Source organism: Pseudomonas sp. 9_2_1 (assembly GCF_059295275.1).
In genome coordinates this window covers 4,055,908-4,074,212 of record NZ_CM181239.1, presented here as the reverse complement: position 1 = coordinate 4,074,212, position 18,305 = coordinate 4,055,908, and the positions used below count along the sequence as shown (strand labels likewise).

Annotated in this window: 14 protein-coding genes and 1 tRNA gene; 10 read left to right on the top strand and 5 right to left on the bottom strand. The window is 64.7% G+C overall.

The window, feature by feature from the left end; all coding sequences use genetic code 11:
- Positions 1 to 67 precede the first annotated feature (67 nt).
- Positions 68 to 310: a hypothetical protein gene (locus AC5O5I_RS18390; protein WP_172228817.1), complete on the bottom strand. Its 243-nt coding sequence runs from the start codon at positions 308 to 310 to the stop codon at positions 68 to 70.
- A gap of 261 nt (positions 311 to 571) precedes the next feature.
- Between AC5O5I_RS18390 and AC5O5I_RS18385 the strand changes: the two genes are divergently transcribed.
- A tRNA-Gln gene (locus tag AC5O5I_RS18385) sits at positions 572 to 646 on the top strand.
- Positions 647 to 797: 151 nt separating this feature from the next.
- On the opposite strand, the gene AC5O5I_RS18380 is transcribed toward AC5O5I_RS18385, so the two are convergent.
- Genes AC5O5I_RS18380 through AC5O5I_RS18370 form a run of 3 tightly spaced genes read right to left on the bottom strand, consistent with a single transcriptional unit; the run spans position 798 to position 5,924 of the window.
- Entirely contained in the window at positions 798 to 3,185 is a 2,388-nt protein-coding gene (locus tag AC5O5I_RS18380) for a hybrid sensor histidine kinase/response regulator (protein WP_172228815.1), read from the bottom strand.
- Positions 3,186 to 3,198: 13 nt separating this feature from the next.
- Positions 3,199 to 3,660: a response regulator gene (locus AC5O5I_RS18375; protein ID WP_172228813.1), complete on the bottom strand. Its 462-nt coding sequence runs from the start codon at positions 3,658 to 3,660 to the stop codon at positions 3,199 to 3,201.
- 14 nt (positions 3,661 to 3,674) lie between these two features.
- On the bottom strand, positions 3,675 to 5,924 hold the full coding sequence (locus AC5O5I_RS18370; protein ID WP_494511288.1) for an ATP-binding protein: 2,250 nt from the start codon (positions 5,922 to 5,924) through the stop codon (positions 3,675 to 3,677).
- 268 nt (positions 5,925 to 6,192) lie between these two features.
- Between AC5O5I_RS18370 and AC5O5I_RS18365 the strand changes: the two genes are divergently transcribed.
- The 7 genes from AC5O5I_RS18365 to AC5O5I_RS18335 all read left to right on the top strand — a co-directional run bounded on the left by AC5O5I_RS18365 (position 6,193) and on the right by AC5O5I_RS18335 (position 12,533).
- The gene (locus AC5O5I_RS18365; RefSeq protein ID WP_172286018.1) at positions 6,193 to 6,720 is read left to right on the top strand and encodes a Csu type fimbrial protein; all 528 of its coding nucleotides are present in this window, start codon (positions 6,193 to 6,195) and stop codon (positions 6,718 to 6,720) included.
- A gap of 30 nt (positions 6,721 to 6,750) precedes the next feature.
- On the top strand, positions 6,751 to 7,287 hold the full coding sequence (locus AC5O5I_RS18360) for a Csu type fimbrial protein (RefSeq protein ID WP_172226134.1): 537 nt from the start codon (positions 6,751 to 6,753) through the stop codon (positions 7,285 to 7,287).
- A gap of 18 nt (positions 7,288 to 7,305) precedes the next feature.
- Positions 7,306 to 7,839, top strand: coding sequence for a Csu type fimbrial protein (locus tag AC5O5I_RS18355; protein WP_172226131.1), 534 nt, complete (start codon positions 7,306 to 7,308; stop codon positions 7,837 to 7,839).
- Positions 7,840 to 7,842: 3 nt separating this feature from the next.
- Positions 7,843 to 8,346 carry a Csu type fimbrial protein gene (locus AC5O5I_RS18350; protein WP_494511287.1) on the top strand — a complete coding sequence of 168 codons (504 nt, stop codon included), beginning with the start codon at positions 7,843 to 7,845 and terminating at the stop codon, positions 8,344 to 8,346.
- 39 nt (positions 8,347 to 8,385) lie between these two features.
- Positions 8,386 to 9,162: a fimbrial biogenesis chaperone gene (locus AC5O5I_RS18345; protein WP_172286015.1), complete on the top strand. Its 777-nt coding sequence runs from the start codon at positions 8,386 to 8,388 to the stop codon at positions 9,160 to 9,162.
- A gap of 108 nt (positions 9,163 to 9,270) precedes the next feature.
- Positions 9,271 to 11,568, top strand: a complete 2,298-nt coding sequence (locus AC5O5I_RS18340) for a fimbria/pilus outer membrane usher protein (protein ID WP_494512775.1) — start codon at positions 9,271 to 9,273, stop codon at positions 11,566 to 11,568.
- Complete coding sequence (locus AC5O5I_RS18335; RefSeq protein WP_494511286.1) at positions 11,565 to 12,533, top strand: Csu type fimbrial protein; 969 nt, start codon at positions 11,565 to 11,567, stop codon at positions 12,531 to 12,533. Before AC5O5I_RS18340 ends, AC5O5I_RS18335 begins: the two co-directional genes overlap by 4 nt.
- Before the next feature lie 42 nt (positions 12,534 to 12,575).
- Here AC5O5I_RS18335 and AC5O5I_RS18330 read toward each other — a convergent pair whose 3' ends face one another.
- Positions 12,576 to 13,724 (bottom strand): M14 family metallopeptidase, encoded by a 1,149-nt coding sequence (locus AC5O5I_RS18330; protein ID WP_172226119.1) that lies wholly within the window; start codon positions 13,722 to 13,724, stop codon positions 12,576 to 12,578.
- Between the two features lie 178 nt (positions 13,725 to 13,902).
- Here AC5O5I_RS18330 and AC5O5I_RS18325 point away from each other — a divergent pair, with 178 nt between their 5' ends.
- Together AC5O5I_RS18325 and AC5O5I_RS18320 are read left to right on the top strand one after the other, a co-directional pair.
- A complete protein-coding gene (locus AC5O5I_RS18325) occupies positions 13,903 to 15,186 on the top strand; it encodes a dermonecrotic toxin domain-containing protein (protein WP_494511285.1) in 1,284 nt (427 codons plus the stop codon).
- Positions 15,187 to 15,204: 18 nt separating this feature from the next.
- Positions 15,205 to 18,228, top strand: coding sequence for an NEL-type E3 ubiquitin ligase domain-containing protein (locus tag AC5O5I_RS18320; protein WP_494511284.1), 3,024 nt, complete (start codon positions 15,205 to 15,207; stop codon positions 18,226 to 18,228).
- Positions 18,229 to 18,305 lie beyond the last annotated feature (77 nt).

Sequence of the window (18,305 nt, the reverse complement as noted above, 5' to 3'; positions counted from 1 at the left end):
AATACAGAAAGTGCCCGGCAATCATCACTTCACCCGATAGGTCCGGTCACCTGCGTACGCCCGCGCGCTAAGCCTTGCGCTCCAGCTGGCGTTCGATCATGTACTTCACCGCCAGCCGGCGTTCCTTCAGGTGGCGCAGGTCTTCGTCGACAAAGTTGCCGGCCGAGATCGACTCGGCGGCCAGCACCTGGTTGTCGATGTCCATGTACTCGTCCAGCAGGCGGTCGAGCTTCTGGTCCTGTTGGCGGCGCTGCTGGACGATTTCGCGCGGGTAGTGCAGGTCCTGGTAGAGGTCGTGGGAGACAGGCATGGGTTCCTCCTTGGTCAATGCAGTTGGCTCACTTGATTGGAAGGGAGGAATGCGATTCTGTTAAAGCGGAGCGGGGGGAAAGCGACGGATGGTAGCGGCGCGCAGGGCGCAGATGACTAACCCGCTGTTTTTTGGCAATTTTTTTTCATCAGGGGGTTCACAGATCGAAACTTTGTTGTTAAAGTGCCGCGCATTCCAAGACAACAACCCAGTTGTCACTCAGTTGGAATTGTCAGAGCAGCCAAGCGCTGTATCCGATACAGGGGCGTCGCCAAGCGGTAAGGCAGCAGGTTTTGATCCTGCCATGCGTTGGTTCGAATCCAGCCGCCCCTGCCATTTTCCAGATTCAAACGTATTTAGCCCGGTGCTTGGAAAGATAAGCACTGGGCTTTGTCGTTTCTGTCATTTCTCCGCAACCTCTGTAGGAGCGGCCTTGTGTCGCGAAGGGCTGCGCAGCAGCCCCACTGCACGGTGAGTCTACCCTGGGCTAGCCGGAAATCCCCAGCATCTCGTTCAGCACCCGGGCCAGCTCATCGGCCTGCACCGGCTTCTGGATCACCAGGCTGCCCGGTAACTCCAACCCTTGGAGCTCGGCATACCCGGTCAGAAATACCACCGGCAGGTGCGGGTAGCGATCGCGTGCCGCCAGCGCCAGTTGTGCGCCGTTGAACTCGGGCATGGCAAAGTCGGTAAGCAGCAGGTCGATCTCGTCATCCAGCAGTGCCAGGGCCTGTTCGCCGCTGTGTGCCTGCAGCACCTGGTAGCCGTACTGGCGCAGCACATCGCCAAGCATGTCGCGCACCAGGTGGTCGTCATCCACCAGCAGTACCGTGCGGTTACCGCCGCTTTCGCTGAGCGGCTGGCTAAGTACCGGCGCCACGGCTTCGCTGACGATCTCACCTTTCACTGCCGGCAGGTAAACCGCCACCTGCGTGCCGCGCCCCGGGGTGGTATCGATCCGTACGCCGCCCCCGGACTGCTTGGCAAAACCGAACACCTGGGCCAGGCCCAGGCCCGAGCCCTTGCCGATGTCCTTGGTGGTGAAGAACGGCTCGAACACCTTGCCCAGCACCTCTTCGCTCATGCCGCAGCCGGTATCGCGGATACTCAGCATCACGTACTCACCGGGGTCCGGGTCTTCCGGGCGCTGCGGTCGGGCGTCGATGGAGGTGTTGCGGGTCGACAGGGTCAGCTGGCCGCCGTCCGGCATGGCGTCGCGGGCATTGATCGCCAGGTTGAGGATGATCATCTCGGTCTGGGTCGGGTCGGTCAGCGCCTGCCACAGCGTCTGGTCCAGATCCAGGCGTACCGACACGTTACCGCCCAGGGTGCGGCGCAGCAGCTCTTCCAGCCCGGCAAGGGTGCGGTTCAGGTTCAGCGCTACCGGTTCCAGGCGTTGGCGCCGGGAGAAGGCCAGCAGCTGCGAGGTGAGTTTGGCCCCGCGTTCGCCGGCTTCGCGGACGTGGGTGAGGCGGGTGCGGGCTTTGTCCAGGTCGCCCTTGTTCAGGTCACGTTCGAGGAAGCTGGCACCCGTGAGAATTACCGTCAGCAGGTTGTTGAAGTCGTGGGCCACGCCAGCCGTCAGCTGGCCGACCGCTTCCAGCCGTTGCATCTGCTGCAGCGCAGCCTCGATACGCTCGCGCTCGTTGATCTGCTCGCGCAGGCGCGCGTTGGCTTCGGCCAAGTCCAGGGCGGCTTCGCGCTCGCTGGTGATATCACGCGCCACCACGTACAGCAGGGTGTCCTCCGGCACTACCACCCAGGACAACCAGCGCTGCTGGCCACCGGCATGCAGGATGCGCCCGACGAAGCGCACACTGGTGCGGCCGTGGGAGAGGGCGGCCAGTTCGGTGAGCAGCAGTTCCTGGTCAGGCTCGGGCAGCAGATGCAGCAAGGACGACTGGCTCAAGCGCTCGCGTGAGAACCCCAGGCTGGCTTCCCAGGCGGGGTTGAGCGCGACCGGGGTCAGGTCCTTGTTCAGCACCGCCAGCAAGTCCTGTGACAGCTCCCAGGCGCGGTCACGCTCGCGGGTGCGTCGCTCGACCCGCTCGCCAAGCATTTCGTTCAGCTGGCGCAGCGCCTGGGTGGCCAGGCGTTGGCTGTGGATGTCCTGCAGCACCCCGGAAAAACGCACGCATTGGCCGTCGACGAACTGACTCTGGCCACTGCTGAGCAACCAGTGTGGGTCCAGGCCTGCAGGCTGGGCGATGCGGAACTCGACCCGATACTGGCCACCGCTCTCGGGGCGCATGGCGTATTCCACCGCCTCACGGACCATTTGCAGGTCGTCGGGGTAGATGCCGGCGTAAAACACCTCAAGCGTCATGTCGGTGCCGGTGGGCAGGCCGAACAACGTCTTGCAGCGGTCATCCCAGAGCAACAGACCTTCTTGCGGGCGCAGGTCCCAGGTGCCCATGCCGGCGGCGTCGATGGCAATGCGTGCGCGTGCCTCGACATCGGCCAGGGCCTCTTCGGCGCGGCGCCGGCGCTGGCGCTCCTGCACCTCGGTCAAGGCGCGGCGCACGGCCTTGGGCAGCAGCGGCAGGTTTTTCTTCAGGACATAGTCGGTAGCGCCCAGGCGGATCATTTCCACCGCGTGTTCTTCGCCGTAGATGCCGGACAGGAAGATGAACGGGGTGTCCGGTGCCAGGCGCTGGGCGATGGCCAGCACTTCGGTACCGGACGAGCCCGGCAGCACGCAGTCGCACAGGATCAGGTCGTAGCCGGCCTCGCGCAGGGCATGCTCGACGCCGACATGGTCGAACACCAGTTGCGCCTGCACATGCAGCCCGCTGCGCTCCAGGCGCATGAGGGTCAGCTCGGCGTCCATCGAGCTGTCTTCGACCATCAGTAGTTTCAGTGGCGTTTGCTGCATCGTTGCGGGAGCCTCAGTTGCTACCGCGACGGTTCAGACGCAGGGAGCCGGGTGGTGGTTCGTTGAGCACCGCCCAAAATACCCCGAGGTCGGAGATGGCGGCGACAAATTCCTTGAATTCCACGGGCTTGACCACGTACGCGTTCACCCCCAGTTCATAGGCGCGCAACAGGTCGGGCTCTTCGCGCGAGGACGTCAGCATCACGGTCGGGATGCTGCGCAGGTCGGCGGTGGCGCGCACTTCCTTCAACACTTCCAGGCCGTCGACCTTGGGTAGCTTCAGGTCCAGCAATAACACGGCGGGGTTGCCGTCGTCACGTTCGGCGTAGGCATTGCGGCGCAGCAGGTAATCGAGTGCGTCGGCCCCGTCACGCAGCACGATGACTTCGTTGGCCAACTGGCTACGCTCCAGGGCCAGGAGCGTCAGCTCCAGGTCCCGTGGGTTGTCTTCGACCAGCAGGATGGGTTTGAGCATGGGATTTCGGTGCCTCAGGTAGTTACGGGTTGGCGCGGTAGGGAAAAGTGAAAACTGGCGCCCTGGTCGATCTGGCCCTCGGCCCAGACGCGGCCGTCATGGCGCTCGATGATGCGGCGCACACTTGCCAGGCCAATCCCTGTGCCTTCGAAGTCTTCCATGCGGTGCAAGCGCTGAAACACGCCGAACAGTTTACCGGCATAGGCCATGTCGAAACCTACGCCGTTGTCGCGGATGCAGATTTCGGTTTCGCCCGGATGCTCCACCGCGCTCACTGTAATGCGCGCGGGCTCGCGGCCGCGGGTGTACTTGATGGCATTGGCAATGAGGTTGTGCAATGCCAGGTTGATGAACGCCGGGTCGCCGATCACTTTGGGCAGCGGGGCGATCTCCCAGATGATCTCGCGGCCTTCGTAGTCCGGTGCCAGTTCGTTGCGGATCGCCTCGACCAGGGCATTGAGGTCAACGTCCGACATGCGCAGGGCGGAGCGGCCCATTTGCGAAAAATTGAGCAGGTTGTCCACCAGGCTGCCGGCGAACTGTGCGGCTTCGCCGATATGGTGCAAGAAGCGCCTGCCACGCTCGCTCAGCCCCTGGCCTTCGATCTCGCCCAGCAGTTCGGTGTAGCCGGCAATGTGCCGCAACGGCGCACGCAGATCGTGGGACACGCTGTAGGAGAACGCTTCGAGTTCTTTGTTCGAGCGGCGCAGTTCGCCGGCCAGCTGGGCCAGCTCCTCGGCTTTGCGCAGGACGATGCCGAGCACGGCGGTGCGCAGTTCCTGCACGCCTTCGACGACCAGTGGGTGCCAGGGTTCGCAGTAGCCGTGCAGTTGTTCCTGCCAGCGCTCGAAACTGTGCCGGGGGTCGAGCTGGCCCTGCGGGCCGGCCTGTTTGATTGGCTGGCCGGCCCAGTTCACCGTGCGCACCTGCTCGGGGCGGAACCACAGCAGGTAGTGCGAGTGGATCTGCGAGATGGCCACCGCCAGCACGCCGCCGGCATGCCGCGCGAGCTCGGGGAGCTCGTCGATGTCGCGGCGCAGGTTGTCGCTCTGAAACACGCCTTCTTCGCCACGCTGGCCCAGCCAGTGCACCAGTGCCGTCACCTGCGCAGCGGGCGGGGTCTTGCCGAACAGGTCGCAACGCTCGGCCGAGATCACCGCAGCACCTTGGGCGCCAGCGAAGGCCAGCAGCACGTCGGGCAGCTCGCGCAGGCCGTCGCCGACGCTGTCGTGGTCGGCCATGGACGAGATCATGCGCACGATGTGCTGGCGCAGGTCCAGCAGCTTGCGTGTGCTGGCGTGGGCTTCTCGCGATTCGATCTGCAACGAAAGCACGCTGGCCAGCAGTTCGCTGGCGGTGCGCGTGCGCAAGTCCACGGTGCGCGGCTGCTGGTGGTGGCACGACACCAGCCCCCACAGCTTGCCGTCGACCACGATCGACAGCGACATCGAAGCCAGGGTGCCCATGTTGCGCATGTACTGCAGGTGCACCGGCGACACGCTGCGCAGTGCGGCAAAGCTCATGTCCAGGGCCTTGCCGGTACGCGGGTTGGCGGCGGGCAGCAGTGGGGAAGGCTGATAGTTGGCATCCTCGATTACGCGGATGCGGTTGACCCGGTACAGCTCGCGCGCCTGGCGCGGGATGTCCGAGGCCGGGAAGCACAGGCCCAGATAGCTGGGGTAGCCTGGGTCGGCCACTTCGGCCAGCACCTGGCCGTTGCCCTCGGCATCGAAGCGGTAGGCCTTGACCCGGCCGAAGCCGGTGATGCGCTTCAGTTGCACCACCGTCTGCTGCAGCAGTTCTTCGAGGGTGCCCGCCAGGTGCACGGTGCTGACAAAGCTGCGCACCACCGGGTAGTAGTCACCTTGCCCGGCCAGGTCTGCCGGCAGGCGCGGGGGTTCGAATTCGGTAATCAGGACCTGGTCGTGACGGTGCGCCAGCAGATGCAGCGGGGCGCTGAATGGCGCGCCCTGGCGCAGGTGCACGTCGCCGATATGGAACGGGAACGCTTCGTCTTCCGGTAGCCGCGCAAGGTGCCCGCGCAGGTCGAAGGCGTCGCTGACCAGATCGGCGAAGCGGTAGCCGATCAGTTCCCTGGCGGGTATGCCCAACCACTGTTCGACGTTCTCGCTGGCCTGCAGCACGCGCAAATCGGTTTCGTCCAGCACCAGCAGGAAGCCATGCGGCTGGACGCTGCCTGGCACCTGGATCGGTTCCAGGGCACAACGCTCCACGGCTTGGGCAAGCGTGCTGTCTGCGGTCATCAATGAAAACGCTCCTGTCATGTCGGTCCATGCTTGCCGCATGAGTCTGAGGCAGGATGATGGTGATACACCCTACCAGAATATCCACGCGGACACCGGCCTTTGGCTATTGGAGGCACGAGGAGGCAGAGGGGTTCGGCGCGTTGCGGTTTTTTTTTCGAAGGGGCTATTGCTTTGTTGCTAGCACAAAAAAACGGCTTGGCGCCGCCGCAATACTGGCATCTCGCTGCTACGCTCAAATTCAGCATAAAGTGATAAGGATAACAAGGTGACGGAACGCTTCCTGGCCGCGCTGTTGGGCCTGTTGTTGAGCGGCAGTGCCATGGCGGCAGACTTCCTGGTGGAAGTACGGGTACTGGTGCAGCGCGGCTGCATGCTGGTCAACCAGACTCGCGATGCCGGTGCGCAGGCGCTGGGGCAGATCGACCTGGGCGCCGCCGCACGGCTGGATGGCCCGGATGCGCCGCTTGCGGGTGCGTTGCTTGGTCAGCGCCCGCCGCGCCTGGAATGCAACCCCGACACCCCCTACCAAGTGCGCGTCGACGGCGGCCAGCATGGCGGTGTCGGTGAGGTACGCTTCCTGGCCAGCGATGACGCCAAGGCCCGGCCGATCCCCTATCGCCTGTACCGTGACGCCGCCTGGCGCGAGCCCTTGGCGGTGAACGTGGCGCAGTCGGCGCGGGTTCCGGACAGCGGCTCGGTCGAGCTGCCGCTGTATGCCCGTATCGACAAGCTGGCCTGGGTGCCGAACGCCGGCCGGTATGCCGACCTGCTCAAAGTCACGGTCACCTGGTAGGGACGTCACCATGCACAAGGATGCGACGCCATGAACCGTACCTCGATCCTGCTGCTTACCCTCGGCCCGCTGCTGGTCCCCGGCGGTGCGGCGCATGGCACCAGCACCGGGTTCATCCAGGCGCGGCTGGTGATCAGCGCGGCTTGCCAGATCAGCAGCAACGAGACGCAACCGGCCACCCTGGGCAACCCTGGCCTGCTGGACTTTGGCGAGCGTGGCCCGAACTGGGATCAGCCCTTGCGCAGCCGGGTCGATGAAGTGAGTGGGGAGGGCAGCCTGCAGATCAGCTGCACGCCTGAGGTGCGGGCTTTCAATGTGCGCATCAATGGCGGCCAGAATGGCGACGATGGCGTCCGCCGCCTGAGCAATGGTCGTGAACTGATCCCCTACCAATTGGCGGTCGACCCCGGCGGCAACAGCCGCTACGGCATCGGCCAGGCACGTGCCTTCACCATCAACAGCACCCAGCAGATACCGATCCCCATCTACGGTGTGGTAGTGGCGCAACCGCGCGCGCTGCCGGCCGGGCTGTACCGCGACACCCTCAGGGTGACTCTGGACTGGTAACAACGCAAGGAGACTCCGATGCGAACGAACCTCTCACGCTGCATCCTCGCCGGTCTGGGCCTGGCCCTGGCCTCTCAGGCCCAGGCCGCCACGGTGACCGGGACTATCAGCTCGACGCTGACCTTGATTGCAGCGTGTCAGGTCAATGGCAGCTCGGGTACCTCGGGGCTGAATTTCGGTAGCTTGAACTTCGGTACCCAGGACGCCTTGTTCGGCACTGCCGACGCCCAGGTGCTGGGCGGTACCGGCGCGGCGATGAGCATTCTGTGCTCGGCCGGCACGATACCGGCGATTCGCGTGCGCGCCGGGGCCCACGATGGCCAGTCGACCGGCGGCACCCGCGCGCTGGCAGATGGCGCCGGCAACTTCGTGCCGTACGACTTCTACACCGACTCCGGGCACACGCAGGTGCTGAATATTGACGCCACCATCACCCTACCGACCAGCACCGGTGTGGCGCAGCCCGTCAACCTGTACGGCCAGGCACGGGGCAAGGCGGGGCTGCCGGCCGGGGTCTACACCGACACGGTAGCCGTCGAGCTGTCCTTCTGAGCCATGCGTGCCTGGCTGGCAGGTGGCCTGACCGGCCTTGGCGTACTGCTGGCCGCGCCCTTGGACGCGGCAACCACCAGCACCTTCACGGTGACGGCGCAGATTGCCGCCGGCTGCCTGGTGGTCGGCGGTGTGACCAGTTACGGGGTGCTCAACTACGGCTCGCAGTCGGCGCTGTCCACCGGCATTCTCAGCACCGCCCTGGGCGGCAGCATGGTGACCTTCCAGTGCACGCCGGGCGTGGCCATGAGCATGAGCGTGGACGGTGGCCAGAACAGCGCGAGCGGCACGCGCAACCTCAAACGCTCCAGCGGTACCCAGGTGCTGGCGTACCAGTTGTACCGGGACGCGGCCTACAGCCAGACCCTGGGCATAGGGCAGAGCGTGGCCGTGGGCTATTCCGACCCGACGGTCATCAGGCTGCCGGTGTACGGGCGGGTTCAACTGACGGGCACGCTGCCGGCAGGGACCTACACCGATGTGGTGCAAGTGACGGTGACCTGGTGAATCCAGCGCCACCAATGACAAGAGTCTAAGGAGAGCTTCATGGGGGCAGGCGCGAAGTGGGCGCGTGGATTGATCGGTTTGTTGTGGCTGGCAAGCCTGCCAGCCGGGGCGGCTACCTCGGTGCTGATCTGGCCGATCGACCCGGTGCTGGAGGCCGACCAGAAAGCCGGGGCCCTGTGGCTGGAAAATCGCGGCACCGCGCCGGCCAACTTGCAGGTGCGGGTGTTCGCCTGGCGCCAGGGTGATTACCAGGAACAGTTCCAGGCACAGCGCGAGATCATCGGCAGCCCCCCGGTGGCCAACATCGCCCCCGGGCAGAAGCAGCTGATCCGCCTGACCCGCACCGGCCCTTCGCCGGCCGGTCAGGAGCAGGCCTACCGGATCATCATCGACGAAATCCCGCCCGCCATCCCGGTCGACAAGGCCGAGCCTGGCACCACCGCCGCCATTCGCCTGCAGATGCGCTATTCGGTGCCGCTGTTCGTCTATGGCGAGGGTTTGTGGGGCAAGGCCGACCCCGAGGGCAAACGCAATGCCGAAGGCGTGGGCAAGCCGCAGCTCAGCTGGCAGCCGGTGACGGTGCAGGGCAAGCCTTATGTGGAATTGCGCAATACCGGCCCGGTGCATGCGCGCCTGACCGATGTAGTGGTGCAGCAGGGCAGCCAGGCCAAGCCGCTGGCCGAGGGGCTGCTGGGCTACGTGCTGCCGGGTGCCAGCATGCGCTGGCCTGCACCGGTGGCCCCGAACAGTGGCAGCGTGCTCAAAGGGCGGGTGAACGGGCAAAGCAACGCGGACGCGATCCGCCAAGGCCAATGAGCCAGCGACTGAATGCAGCGCATGGGCCAGGGAGGACCCGGCAATGGTTGGAAACCGTGTGTGAAATGGCTGACGGCGACGACGCGCCGCTGGTGCCTGGGGCTGGCCATGGTTGGCCCGGGGCTGGCGCTGGCCGACGACCTGCCCCCACCGCCCACGGAGATCTCCGCCATCGCCGACGCCACCCTGTACCTCGACCTGCTGGTGAACCAGATGCCCAAGGCTGAGCTGGTACCGGTGCAGCAACGCGCCGGGCAGCTGTACCTGGACAGCGAAGTGCTGCGCGCTGCCGGCGTGTCGGTGCCGGGCAACCCCCTTGGCGAAGTGGCCCTCGATGGCATCCCCGGGTTGCACACCGACTACGACAGCCAGAACCAGCGCCTGCTGCTGCAGGTGCCGCCGGCCTGGCTGCCCGATCAGCAAGTGGGTGACCGCAGCCTTTACCCGCCCAGCGAGGCGCGCAGCAGCTTCGGTGCGCTGTTCAACTACGACCTGTACCTGAACGATACCGATGAGGGTGGCACCTACCTTGCGGCCTGGAACGAACTGCGCCTGTTCGACAGCTGGGGCACGTTCTCCAGCACCGGGCAGTGGCGCCAATCGTTCAACGGTGCGCAGGCCGCCGAAACGCGGCAGGGGTTCCTGCGTTACGACAGCACCTGGCGGTTTACCGACGAGCAGCGCCTGCTGACCTACGAAGCCGGTGACTTCGTGACTGGTGCCTTGCCCTGGACCAGCTCGGTGCGGGTGGGGGGCCTGCAGCTGTCACGCGACTTTGCGGCACGGCCGGACCTGGTCACCTACCCATTGCCGGCATTTGCCGGCGAAGCAGCGGTACCGACCTCTCTCGACTTGTTCATCAACGGCTACAAGTCCAGCACTACCGAGCTGCAACCAGGCCCTTACACGTTGACCAACGTGCCGTTCATCAATGGTGCAGGGGAGGCGGTGGTGGTCACCACCGATGCCCTGGGCCGGCAGGTGTCGACCACATTACCGTTCTACGTCACCAGCAGCCTGCTGCAGAAAGGCCTTTCGGACTATTCGCTGGCGGCGGGCAGCCTGCGCCGTGACTACGGCGTGCGCGATTTCGCCTATGGCCCGGGCGTAGCCTCGGGCAACCTGCGCTATGGGGTGAGCGACACCTTTACCCTGGAGACCCATGCCGAAACCGCCGAATCGCTGATGTTGGGTGGCTTGGGCGGCAACATGCGCCTGGGCAACTTCGGCGTGCTCAACGCGGCCTTGGCGCACAGTCAGTTCGATGGCGAGAAGGGCCACCAGGTCGCCCTGGGCTATCAGTACAACAGCCAGCGTATCGGCTTCAGTTATCAGCGCCTGCAACGCCACGGTGAATACGCCGACCTGACCCGGGTCGATACCCCGGACATTCAGCTGAGCAAAAGCAGCGAGCAGGTCACCGTCAGCGTCAACCTCAACGAGTACGGCAATCTTGGCGCCGGTTACTTCGACGTACGTGCCGGTGATGGCACCCGCACCCGGTTGATCAACCTGAGCTACAGCCGGCCGCTGTGGGGCAACAGCAGCGTCTACCTGTCGGCCAACCGCGAAGTCGGCGACAGCCAGTGGGCGGTGCAGGCGCAACTGGTGATCCCGTTCGACCTGCACGGCACCCTTGCCCTGGGCATCGAGCGCAGCAAGGAAGGCCAGAGCTTGCAGCGCGTCAACTACAGCCGTGCGGTGCCGGTGGGTACCGGCGTGGGTTACAACCTGGGCTATGCAACGGGCAGCGATCGCGATGCCTATCGCCAGGCGGATGCCACGTGGCGGCTGCAGTCGGTGCAGTTGCAGGCCGGGGTGTATGGCAGCAGCGGCGAGATGACCCGCTGGGCCGATGCCAGCGGGTCGCTGGTGTGGATGGATGCCGGGCTGTTCGCCGCCAACCGTATCGATGACGCGTTCGTGGTGGTCAGCACCGAAGGCTACGGCGATATACCGGTTCGCTACGAAAACCAGGAGGTCGGCCGCACCGATGCTGACGGGCACCTGCTGGTGCCGTACAGCAGTGGTTATTACCGCGGCAAGTATGAGATCGACCCGATGGACCTGCCGCCGGATATCCTCGCACCGGAGGTGGAGCAGCGGGTAGCGGTACGCCGGGGCAGCGGCTATCTGCTGGAGTTTCCGCTCAAGCGCGTGCTGGCGGCCAGCATCGAACTGGTCGACACCAGCCAGCACGTGCTCAAGCTGGGCAGCCGTGTGACCCACGAACAGTCCGGGAGCCAGGCCGTCGTCGGCTGGGACGGGCTGGTGTACCTGGAAAACCTCTCGCCCCACAACCGCCTGCAGGTGGAGCTTGAAGGGGGCGGCCAATGCCAAGTGGAATTCGACCTGCCCAAGGCTGAAGGTTCGATCCCCCTGGTTGGCCCGTTGGTGTGCAAATGAAGATCGGGTGGGGCGGGGTGTGGGCGTGTGTCTTGCTGTTGTCGGCGGGCTCGACCTGGGCCAAGTGCCTGGCGGTGCCGACCCTGCCTGTGGCATTTGGCACACTCAACTCGACTCAGGTGCGCACTGTGTCCCAGACGGCGTCTACCACCAATGCAGGCTTGCAGTGTAACGGTACGGTACTGAGCGTGCTCAGTAGCGGCGACTCGTTCAAGTTGACCGTGGCGCCGACAACCGGTGGATTGGTCGGGCCCACCGGCGATGTCATCCCTTACACGCTGTATGCCGACGCCACCACCAACTTTCCGATTACCCGCGGTGTAGCCTTTGAATTTGGTCGCACTGGTATCCTCGACCTGCTTGGGCTGCTCAATGGCACACCCAAGGCGGTGCCGCTGTATATGCGCACCCAGATAGGCAGTAACGTCGCTGCCGGGGTGTACTCGGAAACATTGACGATGAGCTGGGCGTGGAATTATTGCGAAGGGATTGCCATCGGCGGGCTGTGCATCGGGCGTGACAACAGTTCAGGGTCACAACCCCTTACGGTAAGCCTGACGGTGACCAACGACTGTCAGATCACTACGCCCAATATCAGCTTCGGCAGCGCGCCGGTGGTGGCAGGTTTTGCCACGGTCAACCAGAGCCTGAGCGTTTCGTGTACCAAGGGCAGCAACTATACGGTGGGGCTGGATGACGGCCAGAACGTCAGCGCTGGGCGCAGGCGAATGAAGTCGGCGGCCAGCAATTACCTGGCCTATGACATATTCAAGAGTGCCGGGACGGTGCGCTGGGGGGCGTCAGGGGCGGCGCGACGCGCGAGCACGGATGCCGATGTCAATCCGGGGCTGGGTACCGGCACGGGCAGCCAGGTATTCAACTACAACGCCAAGGTCTACACCGACCAGGCTACGCCGCCGGCGGCGAGCTATACCGACAGCGTGATTCTGGATGTGCAGTTCTGAACAGCGTTCACCGCGGGCTCGCAACGACCGCGCCAGGCAGGCTCAGCGCAAATCGCCAACCATCTTCGCCAAGGTCTCCAGCACCGCACCGGCCAGTGCCCTGGAGCGTGCTCCGGACCAACCGGCAACCGCATCAGGCGCATCATCATGGTCCTTGAACGGCATTTCCAGGGTCAATGACAGGCAGTCATGAGCCATCCCCACCGCGTTGCAGGCCAGGGTCGTATTAGCCTGCCCCGGCTGATCGCGGGTGTAGCCATGCACGGTCTGGAAGTCGCGGGTCAGGCTGCAGAGGGTGCTGCGGAACTGCTCCTCCAGCTTTGCCAGCCGCGGCGTGTAACCCGGGTTGCCCTCGCAGGCGGCGGTGAACACATGGGGGATTTCTTCGTCGCCATGCACGTCGATGAACGCATCCACGCCGTATTGCTTCATCTGCGCCTGGGCGAAGAACACCTCCGGGCTGAGCTCGACGCTGGCGTCCTGCCAGGCGCGGTTGAGGTCCTTGCCCTTGAAGTTGGTGCGCAGGTGGCCGAGGAAGGCGCCATCGGGGTTCATGTTGGGGATCAGGTACAGGTCGGCCTTGGCCAGCAGACCCTGGATCAGCGGATCGTTGGCTTGCAGGCGGTCGATCACGCCCTCCATGAACCATTCGGCCATGTGTTCGCCCGGGTGCTGCTGGGCAATCAGCCACAGCTTGCGCTTGCCTGCAGCGCCGTCGCCGGCGCGTAGCAGCGGGATGTCGCGACCCTGGACGCTACGGCCGCTGGCCAGCAACTCGACCCCTGGCAACTGGCATGCACGTTCGATCAGCTGGTTGTGACGGGCGCGTGGGTAGGGTTCGAAGTAGGCGAACCAGATCTGCGGCTGTTCTGCCGTTACCTCGAACGACAGGGCGTTGCCGTCGAACTGGCTGGGCACGCGGAACCAGCGCTGCTGGTCGTAGCTGGCCACGGCGTTGTAGCCGCTCCAGGCGTTCTTGTAGGACGAGCCGGAGGCATTGTCGAGGCTGAAGCGATGGACCTGCCCCGGTGTGAGCCCGCTGACCTTGAAGTGGAACCACTGGTAGTGGCCGCTGTGCGTGTCCGGGCGGATGTTCAGGTGCACATCAGCCGGGTTGCTGGCATCCAGCACCTGGATATTGCCAGAGTCGAAATCGCAGTCGATCTGCAGGGGGGACAGCGTCACGGTCATGTGCCGGGCTCCTTTGCGGGCGTTGTTGTAGGGGTACTGTACACCGATTGGCAGGATTGCTGTGCCTGTGCGTTTTTCTGGATGCGTGCCCGGTGGGAATAGGTGCGCAGACGTATCTACCGCCGCAGTCTTGCCTGGCAGGGTGTGATGGTGCCTTTGCCAAAAACAGAGGCCGAGCATGCCAACCCCCGTACGCCCTACACATTCCGAAGCTTCCATCGACAACCTGATCGCCAGCCGACTGCCCGTGTGGCTGAAGCAGGCATCAGCCACCCGCCTGCTCGAACTGCATGACTGCCTGCATGAGCAGCAGATCGTGCAGCAACGGGTAAAGGCGCTATTTGCCGGCCTGACGCCGCTGGACGCATTTGCGGCGCCCTTGCTCGAGAAAGCGCTTCTCGGGCAGATTTCGCGGGCACTGGATGTACGCAAGGCCACGCTGCAGTTTCAACTGATCGAGCATGTTCCTGCCGCCCGCCCGGAAGCACCGGGTACCGTCCAAAGGCGCACGCTGCGACACAGCTTGCTGGCCGCCGCGCTGCACAACTTCAGCGATGGCGAAGCCAGGTCGCTGGGTGTAACAGACCAATCGATACTGCTGGGCGCCGACGGCAAAGCCCTGCCCATGACGACCAGGGCCTTTGCCGAGCTCTGTCGCACACTTGACCTTGGCGGTCACTACCAGGCCTATCTCAAGGCGCACTTGAAGGCGCCGGGGGGCGGCGTTGCGACGCTGCTGGAGCGAGGCCAGCGTCATGCATTTGAAGCGGCCCTGCGCCTGGCAGCCCTGAAGGGCGAGATCCACGAGGAAGCGTTGGTGCAATGCCTGGCGATGATCACTGCTGCGTCAGGGACGGTCTCGCGCATGCGCCCGGCAGCGCTGCGTGTGCTTGGCAAGCGTGTGCGTGGCGCAGCGGCCTTCGAACTGCACCGCGACGGCCTGGGCCTGGGGCGTCTTGAGGGCGTGTTGTGCTGGCTGCCCGACGACCCACACGGCCCGATAAGCTGGCACCCTTCCTGGGACGGGCTGTTCCAGACCCTGAGCCAGCGCTATCGATCGCCAGGCTACCCCGGGTATTTTCAGCGCTTCATCAGCGAGCGTGACCGTGCGAGCTACACCGTGGCATTGAACAGGGCCCTGGCGCAGGGGGCCGTGGAGCTTGATGGGCGTCACGAGGTCATCAGCGAGCCGTTATTCCTGTTCCTGCGCAAGACCCAGCTCGACACCCTGTTCGACGATGCGCAGGTGCTGGCTGTGCCGACGGCGGTGCAGGACAGCGCCGAGCGTGATCGGCGCCTGCATTTCTATGCCGACACCGGTCTGGACCTGCTGGGGCTGGCCAGTTTCTTCGTGCCCGGCCTGGGCCTGCCGCTGCTGGGCATCGCCGCGCTGCAGGTGGTGGATGACGTCTATGAAGGGTATCTCGACTGGCGCTTGGGAGATCGTCAAGGCGCCTTGTAACATGCCTTCAGCGTTGCGGTGAATGTGGCGCAAGCGGCGCTGGCTGCCGGCACTGGCGCAGCTTCGGAGCGCCTGCTGCGCCGCGCGTTGTTTGTCGATGGGTTGGCGCCTGTGCAAACCGCAGAGGGCCACTATCAATTGTTCGATCCCGGCCTCTCGGCCTATGCGCTGAGCGATGACCACACCGCCGTTGGCCAGTACGCCAGGGTCGACGGCCAGGCCCGATTGCGCACGCATCAGGCCGCTTTTCAGGTGATCGGCGACGCGTTCGAGGACCAGTTGCATATCCGGCATCCCCAGCGTGAAGGGGCTTATGCGCCCAGGCTGCGACACTTGGGTGATGGAGCCTGGCGCCATGAACTGGACACGCCGCAGGCCTGGCAGGGCGTCGAGTTGCTCAGGCGTTTTGCCGGTGACCTGGCGGAGGTGGATGAGCAGGCGGCTCACGATGTACTGCAGGCGACGGGCTACGATGACGATCGCCTGCGCCGTTTGCACCTGGAAGAGAGTGCGGCGCCGGCACGTTTGCGCGATGCCCTGCAGCGCCGCCAGCTGCACGCACGATACCCCAGGCTGCAAGGGGCGGCGTTCGAACAGCATTTCATCGAAAAGCAGCGGGTGCTGTCGCCTGGCGCACAGCTGTTGCAGCGTGATTTTCCCGGTCTGACGGCCCGTGGGGCAACGGAAATCGTGCAGCAGGCTGACGAGTTGCTGGTGCAGCGCATGATCGACCGGCAACGGGTACCACTGGGCTTGGCCGAGCAAGCGCGCTGGCTGTTGAGGGACAGCCGACTGGACCGAGCATGTGCCGGCCTGACCATGGCCGTGGCGATCAACGCCGACAGCGAGCGCCTGGCATTCGCGTTGTTGGGGCAATCGGTGAGCTGGCCCGATACCTTACGGGTTGAACTGCACGACGCCGCGCGAGGAGGGCCACTCCTGGCGCAGGTGGGCAGTCCCTGCGCCACTGATGTGCGTGTCATCGTCAAGGGCCAACTCGGTTACCAGGCGTTGGACAATCCTGCGGCGCCGCTGGAGGAGGCGAACAAGCATGGCAGCTTGATGGCGGCGTTACTGCAGCAATTGAGCGACACGCAGCGGCAGGCGCTGGGTGCTGCGGGGCAATCGGCCGGTGAACTGGCGCAGGCGTTGGCCCAGCGAGCCTTCACACGGCGTGATGAGCTGGCCAGTTTGCTGGGCATGGCGCCCGTTCCTGGCCGCGTCCGCCCGCCCGTACGTTTGGGCGATGGCCGGCTTGGATACCCGCTCAATGGCCGTGGAGAAAGCAGCACCGAGTCGCTGCGCCAGGCAATCAGGCGCGTGCTACCCACATTCACCGATGACGATGTCGAGGAGTTCATGGCGTCAGCGGGCCGCCATGGCATGACGCCCTGGGGGCGGTATTTCCACGTGCATGACCAGCTGCGCTTGCTGGAGAACGCCTTGCACGCCTGGCGTCGCGAGTCTGCCAGCCCGGTTCAGGCGGTGCGGCGTGCCTGGGTGGCAAGGGTCATTCGACGCGCCTGGCAGCGGCAGAATCGGGACGCCCACGGCAACCTCCAGCTATTCATCCATGGCTGGCGGATCGGCGCGCTACCGCGTTTGCCTGACGCGGTCGACTTCAGCCACATTGCACGCTTGAGCCTGCGCAACATGAGCCTGCTGGATATCGAGCCTGGTTTCCTGCAGCGCTTCGGTCGGGTGCAGGGCCTGGACTTGCGTGGCAACCTGCTGACCGCAATACCACCCGGCATCGAGCAACTGGTCGAGTTGGTGGAACTCAACCTCTCCGACAACCATATCGCCCTGACCCGTGAGGGGAGCCAGCGCATCGCTGCGTTGCAGCGCCTGCAGTCACTGGACTTGCATCGCAATCTGCTTGGCCAGGCCCCGGACGTTCGTACGCTGCGCCGCCTGCGCAGCCTGAACCTGCGCATGACGGGGTTGCAGGCACTGCCCCAGGCGTTACTGGAGTCGCCCATGCTTGTGGTTCTCGACCTGCGCGAAAACGCCATCAGTGAACTATCGGAGCCGGTGCTCGACCTGTTGGAAACCCACATTGGCTTGGTCCATCTGCATGGCAATCCGTTGTCCCCACAAGCCTCGATGCAGTTGCACGCGCGACTCGCACGACGGGCGACAGATGTGATGCCGGCCCGTGATCATGAAGACGTGCTGGAAGATGAGCGCCTGCGTTGGCTCTACGGGGTCAGCCCGGCAGACCAGCCGATTCGTATGGCACAGTGGAGCCGTCTGGCGGAGGAAGAGGGCGCACAGGACCTGTTCCGTTTTTTCGCCGACTTTTCACGCTCCAACGATTTCCAGCGCCAACCTCATGAAATGTGCCGCAGGGTGTGGGGCATCATCGAAGCCTGCGAGTTGAACGGGGAAGTACGTGAAGCCGTGTTTCGCCAAGCCGCAGGCCCGCGTACCTGCGCGGACCAGATGCTGTTGATCCTCAGTACCCTCGAGGTGCGCACGCTGGCCGCCCAGCGTACCGCGGGGTTGCAGGGCGCCTACGCGATGCGGCCTTTGCTGCAGCTGGGGCGGGAGCTGTTCCGTCTGGATCAGGTCGATCGCATTGCCAGCCGGCATATCCAGCAGGCGCGCACGCGCAGTCCAGCCACGCAGGTTGATGATGTAGAGGTGCATCTGGCCTACCGGGTCGGCCTGTCGATACCCCTCGGCCTACCGGGGCAGCCCTCGGAAATGAACTACGTACACGCCAGCGGCGTGAGCAAAGTTGACCTGGAGCTGGCCGAGCGTGAAGTCTGGGCCGCCGAAAGCCGAGGAGCCCTAAGCCGTTCGCTGGCTGAGCGTGAATTCTGGCAACAGTACCTGCAAACCCTGCATGCCGACTGGTTCGAGTCCATGAACGCGCCATTTCATGAGCGGCTGGCGCTTCTTTTCGAGCAGTCCGAACAGTTGACCGACCGGGTGTTCACCGAAGCGATCGAGGCGGTGAGAACCGATCAGTCGGCGGCTGAGCGGGCGTTGTACCTGGAACTGACCCGGCAAGCCTATGACCGGCACCCGAACTGAAGGCGCCCTCACCGAAATGGCGCAATCCGGGAGCAGGCTCGCCCGCGAAATGGCCGGCTAACCCGTGCTCACAGGAA